The 13,813-nt window shown below is 69.9% G+C and carries 10 protein-coding genes; 6 read left to right on the top strand and 4 right to left on the bottom strand.

What is annotated here, in order from left to right; genetic code table 11:
* Nucleotides 1–207: 207 nt before the first annotated feature.
* Both ABGA99_RS12030 and ABGA99_RS12025 read right to left on the bottom strand, forming a co-directional pair.
* Nucleotides 208–2,397 carry a polysaccharide lyase family 8 super-sandwich domain-containing protein gene (locus ABGA99_RS12030; protein WP_347582621.1) on the bottom strand — a complete coding sequence of 730 codons (2,190 nt, stop codon included), beginning with the start codon at nt 2,395–2,397 and terminating at the stop codon, nt 208–210.
* Nucleotides 2,398–2,950: 553 nt separating this feature from the next.
* Nucleotides 2,951–4,042, bottom strand: coding sequence for a LacI family DNA-binding transcriptional regulator (locus tag ABGA99_RS12025; RefSeq protein ID WP_347577668.1), 1,092 nt, complete (start codon nt 4,040–4,042; stop codon nt 2,951–2,953).
* A gap of 232 nt (nt 4,043–4,274) precedes the next feature.
* Here ABGA99_RS12025 and ABGA99_RS12020 point away from each other — a divergent pair, with 232 nt between their 5' ends.
* The 6 genes from ABGA99_RS12020 (at nt 4,275) to ABGA99_RS11995 (ending at nt 12,808) form a co-directional block, all read left to right on the top strand.
* Nucleotides 4,275–5,567, top strand: a complete 1,293-nt coding sequence (locus tag ABGA99_RS12020; protein WP_347577669.1) for an extracellular solute-binding protein — start codon at nt 4,275–4,277, stop codon at nt 5,565–5,567.
* A gap of 14 nt (nt 5,568–5,581) precedes the next feature.
* Nucleotides 5,582–6,598, top strand: a complete 1,017-nt coding sequence (locus ABGA99_RS12015) for a sugar ABC transporter permease (protein ID WP_347582620.1) — start codon at nt 5,582–5,584, stop codon at nt 6,596–6,598.
* 1 nt (nt 6,599) lies between these two features.
* Complete coding sequence (locus tag ABGA99_RS12010) at nt 6,600–7,433, top strand: carbohydrate ABC transporter permease (protein WP_347577671.1); 834 nt, start codon at nt 6,600–6,602, stop codon at nt 7,431–7,433.
* 2 nt (nt 7,434–7,435) lie between these two features.
* Nucleotides 7,436–8,515: a glycosidase gene (locus ABGA99_RS12005; RefSeq protein ID WP_347577672.1), complete on the top strand. Its 1,080-nt coding sequence runs from the start codon at nt 7,436–7,438 to the stop codon at nt 8,513–8,515.
* Nucleotides 8,516–8,554: 39 nt separating this feature from the next.
* A complete protein-coding gene (locus tag ABGA99_RS12000; RefSeq protein WP_347577673.1) occupies nt 8,555–11,479 on the top strand; it encodes a polysaccharide lyase family 8 super-sandwich domain-containing protein in 2,925 nt (974 codons plus the stop codon).
* A gap of 369 nt (nt 11,480–11,848) precedes the next feature.
* Nucleotides 11,849–12,808, top strand: a complete 960-nt coding sequence (locus ABGA99_RS11995) for a glycoside hydrolase family 43 protein (RefSeq protein WP_347577782.1) — start codon at nt 11,849–11,851, stop codon at nt 12,806–12,808.
* On the opposite strand, the gene ABGA99_RS11990 is transcribed toward ABGA99_RS11995, so the two are convergent.
* Together ABGA99_RS11990 and ABGA99_RS11985 are read right to left on the bottom strand one after the other, a co-directional pair.
* Nucleotides 12,809–13,204: a hypothetical protein gene (locus ABGA99_RS11990; protein ID WP_347577674.1), complete on the bottom strand. Its 396-nt coding sequence runs from the start codon at nt 13,202–13,204 to the stop codon at nt 12,809–12,811.
* Entirely contained in the window at nt 13,201–13,710 is a 510-nt protein-coding gene (locus ABGA99_RS11985; RefSeq protein ID WP_347577675.1) for a SigE family RNA polymerase sigma factor, read from the bottom strand. Before ABGA99_RS11985 ends, ABGA99_RS11990 begins: the two co-directional genes overlap by 4 nt.
* Nucleotides 13,711–13,813 lie beyond the last annotated feature (103 nt).

Here is a 13,813-nt window from a genome sequence, read left to right as displayed (position 1 = left end):
CGTCTCCCCCTGGGCCGTCAAGCCTGCACGGCGAGATTGCTCCAACCACGGCAAACGTGCCACGGCCCTTGCGTACGTGAAATCGGTACGGCAGCGACCGCCGCTCGGCCTGACAGTCCGGCAGGCCGAGCGGCAGTACGCAGACAGTGGCCGGTGGCGGAAGGCGAGGAACCGGAACGCCAGGGCGCGGATACCGGCCGGCCGGGATCAAGTGAGGGGCTGTGTCACCGTCTTGCCGAGGTTCGCGCCGGAGCCCAGCTCGAAGGTGGCGCGGCGAGTGCGGCCGGGGGCGGCGAGGGTGACGGCGACGGTCAGGCCGGGCTGGTCGGGGTTGGCGACGCTCGTCACGGCCGAGCTGCCGGACTCCTTGAGTATGACGACGGCGGGCTGATCGACCCGCAGCGTACGGCGCGAACCCAGGTCGAGGGAGCCTGCGGCATGGAAGGTGGCCATCGTCAGCCTCAGCCGCGGGTGGAGGACCGCCTGAACCTGCTCGTCGTTGCGCAGGATCCTGACCGCCGGCCCGGCCGCGTAGGACCGTACCGTCGCCGGTGATGCGCCGGGCAGGACGATGTAGGCGTATTCCGCCCGCTGCGGGGCTCGGCCGTGATCGAAGTAGAGCGTGAAGGCATTCCGCGTGACGGGATCGCGGTCGATCCAGCTCCCGTTCTGCTCCTTGTTCGAGACCTTGAGCGGTCCCCCCTCGGGGAATACGTAACCGATCTCGTCGTTGTATGCCCATGAGGCACTGATGGCTGCGGAATCGGTCCCCAGGCGCACGCTCTTACCGCCGACGGTGGCATTCGACCGGGCCGCGCCCTGGTTCACGGTCGTGTGGACGGCGTGCTCGGAGCCGGAGCTGATTCCCGCGCCGAGAGCGACCATCTCGTCGTCGAAGTAGAAGTAGCTCTTGCGTCCGGTGGTCGAGGACCGGTCGAGGGTGAAGACGTCGGCTCCGTAGTGCCCGTCGGAGACACCGCCGGTGAAGCTGCCGGCGTTACGCTTTCCCGACGTCGACGTCACCTTGGCGTACGGCGCTGTGATGCCTGGGTAGTGGAACCAGTCGAAGGCGGGCACGAGGTCGTCGTATTCCCGGTTCGTGACCTGGATCGACGTGACGCCCTGCGCGTTCCAGTCGATCTCGTTGCCGACTTCCGGCCGGAAGGTGGAGCGGTACTCGCTGCCGACCATGCGTGGCGAATTGATCCTCGTGAAGATTCCGTACCCGTCGCGCAGGTGCGAGGAGAACTCTGAGCGCCAGAAGTACTTGTGCCCGGTCACGCCGTTCTCGCGGGTCTTCCCGCGGATGTTGTCGGCGAGCTTCTTGTAGGCCGCCGCGTTGCCCTCGTCGGCCCGCGCCATCCGGTCGAGCGGATCCAGGAAGTCCGCCGCATAGCTCGTGACGCCGTCGATCGTGTTGGCGGGACGGTACCCGAGGTACATCATCCCGATCTCCCCGCGGATCAACCAGCGCGTCCCATCGAGGATGTAGAAGGCGATGGCGTCGACTTCTTCGTCGGAGAGGGCGAAGCTCGTGCCGCGCGAGACATCGGCCCACGCGGCGACGATGGTGAACAGCGCCATGCCGTAGCCCTCGCTGTAGAGCTGTGCACCGTGCGCCCAGAAGCTGGAGTCGACCTGCACGGCCTCCTTGATGCCGCCGCTGCTGTCGACCGCGATCGTCTGCGACATGGTGTCGTAGCCCTGCTCGATGTCGGCGGTCGAGCGCTTGGCGACAGCCTCGTAGAGGTAGTTCTCCGTCCTCCAGGATCCGTTCGCCCCGACCGGATCGAGCCGGCCGGTGTTGTGTGCGTAGGTCACTTCGCGTGCCTCGGCGCTGAGTTCGCCGCCGACGAAGATCGACACGCGGCCCATGGCCATGGACTTGCCGATCTCGACCTCCCACCAGTTCGTGCTGGTCGGTTTGACGCCGTCCCAGTACAGAAGTGCACGGTTCAGGGCCTCGATAACCTCCGGCTTCCCGTAGCCGGGCGCGTCCGGATCGCGGTAGGCGTGGGCCATCGCCATCATGCGGTAGAGCGCGTGATACGGCGACCAGACCCGGCCGTTCGCGGAACTCGTGGTGTCGGCGTAGTCCACATTCGGCCACGAGCCGTCGGCGCGCAGCGACTCGACATACGTCAGCGCCTCGGACGTACGGGCGAGGTAGATGAAGTTGGCGAGCTTGATCTCGTCGCCCTGGGCGAGAAAGCGCTGTTGAATGCGTTCGATGATGAGCTGAATGTCGTCCGCCGCTGTGCGGTTTCCGCCGGCTTCGGCGGCCCGCGCGATAGCCGGTGCCGACAGCGTCAGACCGGCCACGCCTGCGGCAAGTCCGAGGCCGCCGAGGAGGACACGGCGTCGGTCGAGAAGGGGTGCGGCTCCGTTTTCGGGCATGCGGGCTCCTTAGACGCACCCGGTGGCGACAACGCTGCCGGGAGATGTGCGCCCGTCCACCGACGGGCGCTTCCGGGTGCTGATTCGGTCACTACCTGGATAGGTATGCACCAATATTCAAACCGGTTTGAAGCGATGCGTAAAACAGTTACCGGCTACAACCTGTGTCCGTCAACCGTTGCGACAGAACGAATGTGGGCGGGTGAAGCCGACTTGATTGCAGCGGCAGTCCGGCGGGCGGCCCGGAGCGGTTGCCGGGCCCGCAGGCTGCGCCACGACCGGGAAGGCCACGGGTGCGAAGGCGCGGCCCCCTACGGACCAGCGCGAGTGCCGCGGACCAACTGCCGGCACGGATCGGTAAGCCGGCGACTCGCAGCCCTCGGCGTGCCGACCCGCGTACCGGAGATCCAAGTCGTAGCGGTGAGGTCACGACCGCAGACGACAGCCGGTAGCAGGCACCCGGCCCGCTGTCCGAGTGGACCGCCCGGGGTCTGCACCGCAGCCGGGACGCCGCTGCGGCCCGCCCGCGGCCGGGTCGGTACGTCGGTCGGATTCAGCGCGCCGGCGGCGCCGTACTGGCGCGGGCCACGAACTCGACCGGCGGGAGGGCAGGCGCCTGGAAGGGGTGCCCCTGGGCGAGCGAGACCAGTTGCTGGGCCGCGGCACGGCCCCATGCGATCACGTCCTGGCGGATGGTGGTCAGCGGCGGGGCGATGTACTCGGCCAGCGGGATGTCATCGAATCCCACCACCGACAGATCCTCCGGGACACGCAGTCCGCGACTGGTCGCGGCAGCGATCCCGGCGATGGCCATCAAGTCGTTGGCGTAGAGGATGGCGGTCGGCGGTTCGGGCAGGCCGAGCAGGTCGTGGGTGGCGCGGGCGCCGCCGGCGCCGGTGAAGTCCGCGGCTTCGAGTGGTCCTTCGGGCAGCCCGGCGTCGGCCAGTGCGGTCGTCCAGGCACGCCGGCGGGCCTCGGCGTGCACGTAGCCCTCGGCGCCGCTGACGTGCCCGATCCGGCGATGGCCGAGCGCATGCAGGTGTTCGACGGCGCGGCGCACCCCTTCGGCGTCGTCGACGCCGAGCGCCGGCACCGGGCTGTCCGGGCGCTCCGGGCCGATGATCAACGCGGCCAGGCCCAGCCGGTCGGTGAGTACCGGGCGCCGGTCGCCGAGTTGCAGATCGGTGAGGAACACGCCGTCGGCCCGGCCGTCGTGGCTCAAGCGCTCGTACGCGTTGCGCTCGGCCTCCTCGGTCTCGACGACCTGGAGGACCAGGGCGTAGTCGAGTGGTGACAGGCCGCTTTCGACCCCCGCGAGGAACTGCGGGAAGAACGGGTCGGTACTGAGCAGCTCGGGGGGGCGGCGGATCACCAGGCCGAGGGCCTGGGCACGACGGGTGGACAGTGCCCGGGCACCGGCGCTGGGCTGCCAGCCCAGCTCGGCGGCTGCCTCCAGGACCCGTTGCCGCGCGCGGGAGCTGACGCCGGCCCGGCCGTTGACGACGAAGGAGACGGTCGCCTTGGACACCCGAGCCAGCGCTGCGACGTCCCCGATGGTGGGGCGGCTGCGCCGGCGCGGAGGCGTCGGCGCCGCAGGCTCTGGCGCGGTCTGCCCCGCGCTCGGCTCAGGTTGCTGGTGGGCCATGCTGTTCGCCTCCTTGCCGCCGCCCAGTACCCGTGAGCCCGGGGGCGGACGCGCAGCCGATTGCCGGAACGTTTCGTGCGATCTCTTGACGCTCAGATTTTAAACCGGTTTGAATGGCGCCCGTAACCCCGGCTCGATCATCTGCCGGGACCGGTCGACGGCGGCGCGGAACGGGCAGCGGCCGCTGCTTACAGCATCTCTCCACCCTCATACCTTGAAGGGGTCAGGCCCTATGAAGCGTCATACGCGCATTGCGGTGCTGGTGACCGCCGCGACGGTGGTCCTGCCACTGTCCGCCTGCGGATCGGACGACTCCGGCGGCGGCAAGCCGACAGCGGGGCCGATCGACATCTGGTACTCGACCAACGAGCAGGAGCAGGCGTGGGCCGAGGCGGTCGTCGACGCCTGGAACGCCGAGCACCCCGAGGAGAAGGTTACCGCCCGGGCGGTGCCCGCGGGCAAGTCCACCGAGGACGTCATAGGCGCGGCGATCACCGCGGGCAACACGCCGTGCCTGGTCTACAACACCGCACCCGCCGCGGTCTCCGCGTTCGAGAAGCAGGGCGGGCTGGTGAACCTCTCGAAGACGTTCAAGGACGCCGAGTCGTTCATCGAGCAGCGCTCAGGCGACGCGGTGGACGGCTTCCGGTCCCCGGACGGCTCGCTGTATCAAATGCCCTGGAAGACCAACCCGTTCATGCTCTATTACAACAAGGACGCCTTCGCCGAGGCAGGGCTGGACGCCGAGCATCCCAAGCTGCGCACCTACGACGACGTACTGGCGGCGGCCGAGGCGATCAAGAGCGCCAAGGCGGCGGACTTCGCGCTGTATCCGCCGGCGACCAGCGACTACACCAACTCGCTCTTCGACTTCTACCCGCTGTATCTGGCGAACTCCGGCGGCACCCAGCTCGTCGAGGACGACAAGGCCACCTTCACCGGCGAGGCCGGGCTGCAGACCCTCGGCTTCTGGCAGCAGATGTACGCGGAGGGGTACTCCTCACCGGAGGCGTACAGCGGCGACATGTGGGCGGGCCCGTTCGCCGACGGGGTGGCCGCCATGGGCATCGCCGGGCCCTGGGGCAAGGGGCAGTTCGACGGCAAGGTGGAGTACGGCGTGGTGCCGCTGCCCACCGCCGCCGGCGCGGAGGAGACCTCGACGTTCGCCGATTCGAAGAACGTCGGGATGTTCACCTCGTGCCGGAACCAGCAGACCGCCTGGGAGTTCGCCAAGTTCTCCATGAGCGAGGAGAACGACGCGGCCCTGCTGGAGGAGACCGGCCAGTTCCCCACCCGCACCGATGTGACGACAGTCGCCGCCGGCTTCCTGAAGACGAACCCGTTCTACGAGCCCTTCGCCGACGCCGTCCCGCGCGCTGTCGACGTGCCGAACATCCCCGGCTCCAGCGAGGTGTGGACGACCTTCCGCAAGGCGTGGGACGACACCGTGCTGTCCGGCAAGGGCGACGTGAAGGACGCCTTCGGCGAGGCCGCCCAGACCATCGACGACCAGGCCAACGGCTGACGAGGCGCACCACCATGACCGCACCGCATCCCCACCGGCAGGAGACGCGAGCCGCCGGCGGCTCGCCCTCCGGGCCGCAGCTCCCGGGCTCCTCGCCCCCCGTTCCCCGCGCGAGCGCCCGGGCCGGCCGGCCGCCACGGCCCGGGCGGGCACAGCGCCTTGAACGCTGGCTGGGCCGGCACCCGTTCGGGCTCGCGCTCACCGCCCCGTACACGATCTTCGTCCTGGTCGTCTTCGCGATCCCGTTCGGCTTCGGCGTGTGGATGGCCTTCCACGACTACTTCTTCACCGCCCCCGGAGTGTCGGTCCCGCACCCGTTCGTCGGGTTCGACAACTTCACCGCCGTCCTGGGAGACGGGGACACCCGGCGCGCCTTCCGCAACCTTGTCGTCTTCATGGCGATCAACATCCCGCTGACCGTCGTGCTGGCCCTGTCGCTGGCGGCGGCGCTGAACGCGGCCACGCGATGGCGGGTGTTCTTCCGCGTCTCCTACTACGTCCCGTACGTCACCGCCTCGGTGGCCACCCTCGCCGTGTGGCTGTTCCTCTTCAACGGCTCCGGCGCGGTCAACCACGCGCTCGGCGCCTGGGCGCCGGATCCGTCGTGGCTGGCGAACAAGCACCTGGTGATGCCGCTCATCGCGCTGTACGTGACCTGGAAACAGCTCGGGTTCTACGTCCTGCTGTATCTGGCCGCACTGCAAAACGTGCCCCGCGAGCTGCACGAGGCGGCGCTCACCGACGGCGCGGGGCGCTGGCAGGCCTTCCGCGCGGTCACCCTTCCGGCCGTGCGGCCGGTGACCTCCCTGGTCATCCTCCTGTCGCTGATCACCTCCGGGCAGATCTTCACCGAGCCGTTCCTGCTCACCGGCGGCGGCCCGAACGGCGCCTCGCTGACCCCGGCCCTGCTGATCTACCAGCGCGGCCTGGAACAGGGCGAGCCGGACGCGGCCGCCGCGATCGGGCTGATCCTCGTCACCGCGGTGCTCATCCTCGCCACCATCTCCCGGCGCGTCATGGAGAGGAACTGACATGGCCCGTACGCTGCGCCTGCTGCGTTACGGCGCGCTCGGTCTGGGCGCCGTCGCCGCGCTGCTGCCGTTCTACTACATGCTCATCGGCGCGCTGCAGAAGAAGCGCGACACCAGCCTGGGCGGGCTGCTGCCGGACCCGTCCAACCTGACCCTGGCCAACCTCTCCGGGATCGACGATTCCTTCAGCCTCACCACCGCTCTGCTCAACTCGCTCATCATGACCGCCGGAGTGGTGGCCTGCACCCTGGTCTTCGGGCTGCTCGCCGGATACGCGCTGGCGATCCTGCACTTCCGCGGTCGCGGCCTGGTGTTCGCCCTGGTGCTGCTGGTCCAGGCGATCCCGTTCCAGCTGCTGATGATCCCGCTCTACGTGATGGTGGTGCGCTACTTCCACCTGGCCGACAGCTACGCCGGGATGATCCTTCCGTTCGCCATCAACTCCGTCGCCGTGCTCATCTTCCGCCAGTACTTCCTGCAGATACCGAGGGAGATATTCGACGCGGCCCGCATGGACGGCGCCGGCGAACTGCGCATCCTGCGCTCGGTCGCGGTGCCCCTGGTGCGGCCGGCGATCCTCACCGCGATGCTGGTGACCTTCATCGGCCCGTGGAACGAGTTCCTGTGGCCGTTCCTGATCACCAAGAACCCGGACATGCAACCCCTCGCGGTGAGCCTCGCGAACTTCTCCCAGGCCAACTCCACGTTCCAGGCCAACCCCATGGGCGCCGTGCTGGCCGGCGCGTGCGTCCTCGCCGTCCCGGCCGTGGTGCTGTTCCTGCTCTTTCAGCGCCACTTCACCTCCGCCAACCTCGGCTCCGCGATCAAAGGGTAGGTATGACCCAGCTCAACGCCGAAACCGCACTCCCCTACGCCCTGAAGCGCATCGGCGTACTCATGACCGCCGACCCGGCCGACCCGCTGGAGGCCGAAGGCGTCCTCAACCCCGCCACCGCCTGGGGGCCCGACGGCCACCTCTACCTGTTCCCGCGGATCGTCTCGGCCGGCAACATCTCCCGCATCGCCCGGGCCCGCGTGGTGATCGAAGACGGCGTCCCGGTCGGCGTCGAACGCCAGGGCGTGGTCCTGGCCCCGGACGAGGGCTTCGAGCGCGGCGCGCACAACGCCGGCGTGGAGGACCCGCGCATCACCTTCCTCCCGGACCTGGGCGTGCACGTCATGACCTACGTCGCCTACGGCCCCCTCGGCCCCCGTCCGGCCCTGGCCGTCTCCGACGACACCGTCCACTGGCGGCGCCTGGGTCCGCTGCACTTCGCGTACCGGCCGGGCCTGTCCACCGACCTGAACTTCTTCCCCAACAAGGACCTGGTGTTCTTCCCCGAGGTGCTGCCAGGGCCGAACGGGCGGCCCTGCTTCGCCATGCTGCACCGGCCGATGTGGGAACTGGACTGGCTGCGGCCGGGCGAAGGCGCCCCGGTCCCGACCGGGGTCACCGACCCCCGGCCGTCGATCTGGATCGCCTACGCGGACGCCGAAGCCGTGCGCGCCGACCTGTCCGCGCTGACCTCACTGACCCATGCCGCGCCGGTCGTGGGGCCCGAGATGCCGTTCGAGGAGGCCAAGATCGGAGCCGGGCCGCCGCCGCTGCGCGTGCCCGAGGGCTGGCTGCTCATCCACCACGGGGTCACCGGACCGGTCGCCAAGGGCTTTGAGCTGAGCCACGGCTCCGTCTACCGGGCCGGCGGGATCCTGCTCGACGCCCTCGATCCGTCCCGGGTGCTGGCACGCAGCCCGCAGCCGTGGCTGTCCCCGCAGACCCGGGAGGAGACCGAGGGCACCCTCGGCAACGTCGTCTTCCCCACCGCCATCGAGGAGATCGACGGCATCCCGTACGTCTTCTACGGGATGGCCGACAGCTCCATCGGCGTCGCCGCACTCGAGCGCACCACCCCGTAACCCCCGTCCCGCCCCCACCTCGCAGAGAGGAGTCTCGTCGTGACCGTTTCACGCCGAGTCTTTCTGGGTTCCTCGAGCGCGGCTCTCGCCGCGCTGATCACGACTGGCGGCCCGCTGGGCCGCGTACCGTCGGCGTTCGCCGACACCAGCGGCGACCTCGCGGACATCCGCTCGACCCTGCTCGGGATCTACCTCGCACACGACTGGCTCGACGACGGCACCACCGCCCGGGTGGAATGGACGTACCAGAGCCAGGCCATGAGCTACCTGTCCGCCCTGCGGGCCGACGGCTCGTGGAGCGACGTGGACTACTCCGCCACCAACAGCGCCGCCAACGGCGCGGCGTGGTCGCCGTACCGGGCGCTGGACCGCATGCAGGCCATGGCCGCCGCCTACGCCAATCCTGCCGGACCGCACCACCGCGACCCCGCGCTGCTGGCCGGCGTGCAGAAGGGGGTCGAGCACTGGTTCCAGGTCAAGCCGACCAACGTCAACTGGTGGGAGCGGGGCATCGGCATCCAGCTCCGCCTGGGGCGCATCGGCCTGCTCCTGTACGGACAGCTCGGTGCCGCCCGCACCGCGGACATCGTCGGCGTCCTCCAGAGCAGTTCGTCGGGCACCGGCCAGAACGCCGTCTGGTACGCGCAGAACGTCGTCTTCCGCGGCCTGCTGACCCCCGACCCCGCCCTCGTCGCCGCCGGACGCGACGCCATGGCCCGCGCGATCCTCCTCAACACGGGCGACGGAATCCAGAGCGACCTCAGCTACCACCAGCACGGAGACCAGCTCCACTCTGCCGGGTACGGCCGCAGCATGCTCACCGACGTCGCGCAATGGCTGTACGTCCTGCGACGCACCTCCTACGCCTTCACGCCCGTGTCGGTCTACGACTATGCGAGCTGGGTCCTGGACGGGACCCGCTGGATGATCAACGGGGACCACGCCGAGTTCAACGTCTTCCTCAACCCCGCCCCCCGGTACCGCAGCAACGCCGAGCGCACCCTCGAAGCGCTCCGGCGGATGGACGACGTCCTGCCCGGCCAGGCCGGCCACTTCGGCCAACTGCGGCGCAACATCGCCCTCCAGAGCAGCGATACGGGGCTGAGGGGCCACAAGTACTTCTGGCGCTCGGACTTCGCCGCCCACAAGCGCCCCGAGTGGGGCGTGACCGTCAAGATGGTCTCGGCGCGCACCATCGGCTCCGAGTGGCGCTCCTCCAACCCCCGAAGACTCAACTACCTGTACTGGGTCCCCTTCGGCACCACGTTCATCGCCCGCAGGGGAGACGAGTACCGCAACCTGTTCCCGGTGTGGGACTGGTCCCGCCTGCCCGGCTGCACCAACCCCGCGGTCGTGGTCCCCCTGGACGCGGGCAACCCCTACCGGCAGTCGACCACCTTCGTCGGCGGCGTGGACAACGGGCTCTACGGCGCCGCGGCCCTGGACATGGACAAGTACGGCACCACCGCCCGGAAGGGCTACTTCTGCTTCGACGACGAGTTCGTCGCGCTCGGCGCGGGCATCACCTCCACCGACCCGAACCCCGTCGTGACCACGCTCAACCAAGCACGCCGGGTGGGCGAGGTCGTCGCCGCCGGAAGCACCGTCGAGCCGGGGGCCACCCGCACCCGTACCGGAACGTGGGCCTACCACGACGGCACCGGATACGCCTTCTTCGAGCCCGTCGCCATGACCGTCAAGAACGAGACCGTCACCGGGTCCTGGGCCGACATCGCCACCGGCCAGGACCCCGCCCCCGTCACCCAGGACGTGTTCGGCCTCTGGCTCGACCACGGCGTGGAGCCGAGCGACGCGACCTACGCCTACGTCGTCCGGCCCGGCGTCAACCAGGGCCAGGCCGTGGCATACGCGCAGCACCTGCCCGTGCGGGTGCTCGCCAACACCACATCCCTGCAGGGCGTACGCCACGACGGCCTGGGCATCTCCCAGCTCCTCTTCTACTCCCCCGGCACCGCCGAAGTCCGCAAAGGGGTGACCCTCGCCGTCGACCAGCCCTGCATGGTCATCCTCGACGAGTCGGGGCCCGGCGCTCCCGTCATCACCGTCTCCGCCCCGCAGGCTCCGGGCGTCACCGTCGCCGTCACCCTCACGCGGTTCGGAAAGGTCACCCGCCGGACCGCCACGCTCCCCGACGGCGACCGCCAGGGAGCGGGAGTCACCCTCGGCGCAACGGCGAACAACGTCGCCCTGCGGCGCCCGGTGCTCACCTCCTCCGAACAGGACACCACCGTCGGGGCCCACTTCCTGACCGACGGCAACCCCCGCACCCGCTGGGGTTCGGCGCCTTCGGACGACGAATGGGCCATGGTCGACCTCCTGACGCCGCAGTTCGCCGACGCGGTGACGCTGCACTGGGACACGGCCTACGCGCAGGCGTACGCCGTCGAGGTCTCCCCCGACGGGGAGACCTGGCGGACCGTCCACTCGACCACCGCAGGAACGGGCGGCACCCGGACCCTGGCCATCACCCCCCAGCCGGTGCGGTTCGTCCGCCTGAACCTCACCAAGCGGCACACCGGGCGGGGCTTCTCGCTCCGGGGCCTGGAGGTCCATGCGGCTCCGGACCTGGCACGCGGCAAGCCCGCCACCGCCTCCTCGACCCGCGCCGCCGAACTGGCCCCGGCCAACGCCACGGACGGGCAGGACCACACCCGCTGGGGATCCGACTACGCGGACCCGCAGTGGCTGGGCATCGACCTGGGTGCCACGACGGCCATCGGCACCGTGAAACTCCACTGGGAGACGGCCAGCGCCAAGAGCTACCGGCTCCAGGTCTCGGACGACGGCAGTGACTGGACCGATGTCCACTCCACGACCAGCGGACCGGGCGGGGTGGAGACGATCGCCGTCTCCGCCGACGCACGTTACGTCCGCATGTACGGGACGCAGCGCAACACCCAGTACGGGTACTCGCTGTTCTCGTTCGAGGTGTACGGACGTTAACCCGGTGTCCCCACGCCGGCTCCGAGCTTGAGCGAGCGCCACCCTGCGCGGACACGCCGCGACAGGGTGGCGCCGTCCAGGCCAGGGCGCACCACCGCCTGTTCGCTGCGCCCCGGCTCCGTTCCTTGACAGGCTTACCCGCCGCTGTGACAGTTGAGAGCGCTCTCTAAGTCATGTACACGCCAGGAGGATCTGATGCGCCCTTCCCGTTGGCTCGCCGGTGCCGTTCCGTTAGGGCTGATCGGCGTCCTCGCTCTCGGACAAGCCGCCACCGCCGCCCGGCCCGGTGACGGACCCACCGGCCAAGTGGCTCAGGAGACAGCGACGGCAGCGACGGCGGATCCGCCCTCCACGCTCGGCAGTGCCCTGGTGGGCGGCGCCGACCCCAGCGTCATCAAGGTGGGCAGCCTCTACGTCTCCGCCAAATCGGTGGACGGCGGGATCGCGGTGCGGACGGCGTCCACTCCGGAGGCCGTGGCCACCGCCCCCAAGCACCAGGTGTGGCAGGACACCGCAAATCTGGGCGAGGTCTGGGCGCCGGAGATCGTCCATCACGACGGCCAGTACCGCATCTACTTCGCCGCCGGCCGCGGTGCGGCCCACCGGATGTACCACATCGGCTCCCCGAACCCGACGTCCGGATACTCCGCGGCCGTCAAGGTGGCCCTGCCCGGCGACAAGTGGGCCATCGACGGAGTGCCCTTCACGTTCGGCGGGCAGCGCTGGTTCGTGTGGTCGGGCTGGTCCGGCGACACCAACGTCGAACAGAACCTCTACGTCGCCCGGATGAGCAGCCCCACGGCCTCCACCGGCGGCCGCTTCATCATCTCGCAGCCGCGTGAGCCATGGGAGCGCGTCGTCGGCAACCCGTACATCAACGAAGCGCCCCAGCCGATCGTCGACCCCAGCGGCCAGTTGCATGTCGTCTACTCCGCGAACGGAAGCTGGAGCGACAAGTACTGCATCGCCGACCTGCGGCTGAGGGCCGGCGGCGATCCCACCTACGTCTGGGACTGGTACAAGAGCAACGGCTGCCTGTTCGGCTCGCACGCGCCGTCCATGATGTCCGGGTGGACACCGACGGTGAACGTCAACGGTCCCGGCCACCACACGTTCATCCTTCCGCAGGGCGACGTCAACGCCGGCCCGCCATCCGGCAACCGCTTCCCCACCCTGTTCCACGCGGTGGCCAAGGGCACCCCGTACACGTGGTCCAACCGCTTCTGGTACTCCGGGACGGCGGTCTGGTGGAGCAACACCACCTACCGGCGCGCCAACGTCCCCGGAAGTACCACCAACGTGGGCTACAGCCTGAAGTTCTTCGAGTAGCTACCGGGAATCGCCGGACGGGGTGCCCCCGGTGGACGGCACCCCGGTGTGGTCGTCGTTCCGCGTCGGTGTGGGAACCCCGCTGGGGACCTCCGACGGAGGCGCGGACGGCGTGGACGGCGTGGGTGACGCCGGGGGGCCGCTGGGCGGGGTGGCGGGCCTGGAGCGGTCCTCGGCACCCAGGCCGGGCAGGCCGGCCGCGAGGGTGACGGCGAGGGCGGCCACCGCCAGCGCGCTGCCGGCGGTGGCCACGGCACGACGGCGACGGATACGGCGTCCGCCGGTGACGGCCGCGTCGGTGACGCTGGGCATCGGCGGCGCCGCGGGATCGTCCACCATCGCCGCGAAGGCGCGGTGCAGGTCAGCGGATTCAGGCTCGTTCGTCTCCCGCCTCACCTTCCGTTCACCTCCTGGGCGAGCGTTCCGAGGAGCTGGCGCAGCCGGCGCAGTCCCCGCGCGCTCTGGCTCTTGACCGTTCCCGGGGTCACCCGGAGCGCCTCGGCGGTCTGCTCCACACTCCAGTCCTCCCAGAACCGCAGCACCAGCACCGCCCGGTAGCGGGGCGGCAGTTCCATCAGCGCGGACTGCATCACCAGCCGCAGTTCCTGAGTGGACGGTGGCGCCGGCTGCACCTCGGGCACCGCCTCCATCAACTCCTCGCGCCAGGCCCGGCGGCGGAGCTGGTCGATGAAGACGCGGGTGAGGATGGTACGGGCGTAGGCGTCCACATTGCCGTCCCGACGGACCCGTCCCCAGGCCGCGTAGAGCTTCATCAGCGTGGTCTGGGTCAGGTCCTGGGCCTGGTGCCAGTCACCGCAGAGCAGGTACGCGCTGCGTCTGAGGTCCGCCTGCCGGGCCTCGGCGAACTCCCGGAACTCCCGCTCCCGTACCGCTTCCCTCACCCACCCCGCCCTTTCGGATGACACGACGCCGCTCACAGTCCTCTACGTGAGCGGGCGCCGGGAGGTTGCACGTTGCCGGGCGGAAATTCTCCGGGACAGGCGG

Origin of the sequence: Streptomyces sp. B5E4 (assembly GCF_039871555.1) — a bacterium.
Lineage (GTDB): Bacteria > Actinomycetota > Actinomycetes > Streptomycetales > Streptomycetaceae > Streptomyces.
Note: the sequence above shows the minus strand (reverse complement) of the source record. Positions and strands in the feature narration are given on the sequence as shown.

Bases quoted from the DNA above. Each gene is read 5' to 3' on its own strand.
- ABGA99_RS12030 (WP_347582621.1), bottom strand. From the start codon at position 2,397: ATGCCCGAAAACGGAGCCGCACCCCTTCTCGACCGACGCCGTGTCCTC.
- ABGA99_RS12025 (WP_347577668.1), bottom strand. From the start codon at position 4,042: ATGGCCCACCAGCAACCTGAGCCGAGCGCGGGGCAGACCGCGCCAGAG.
- ABGA99_RS12020 (WP_347577669.1), top strand. From the start codon at position 4,275: ATGAAGCGTCATACGCGCATTGCGGTGCTGGTGACCGCCGCGACGGTG.
- ABGA99_RS12015 (WP_347582620.1), top strand. From the start codon at position 5,582: ATGACCGCACCGCATCCCCACCGGCAGGAGACGCGAGCCGCCGGCGGC.
- ABGA99_RS12010 (WP_347577671.1), top strand. From the start codon at position 6,600: ATGGCCCGTACGCTGCGCCTGCTGCGTTACGGCGCGCTCGGTCTGGGC.
- ABGA99_RS12005 (WP_347577672.1), top strand. From the start codon at position 7,436: ATGACCCAGCTCAACGCCGAAACCGCACTCCCCTACGCCCTGAAGCGC.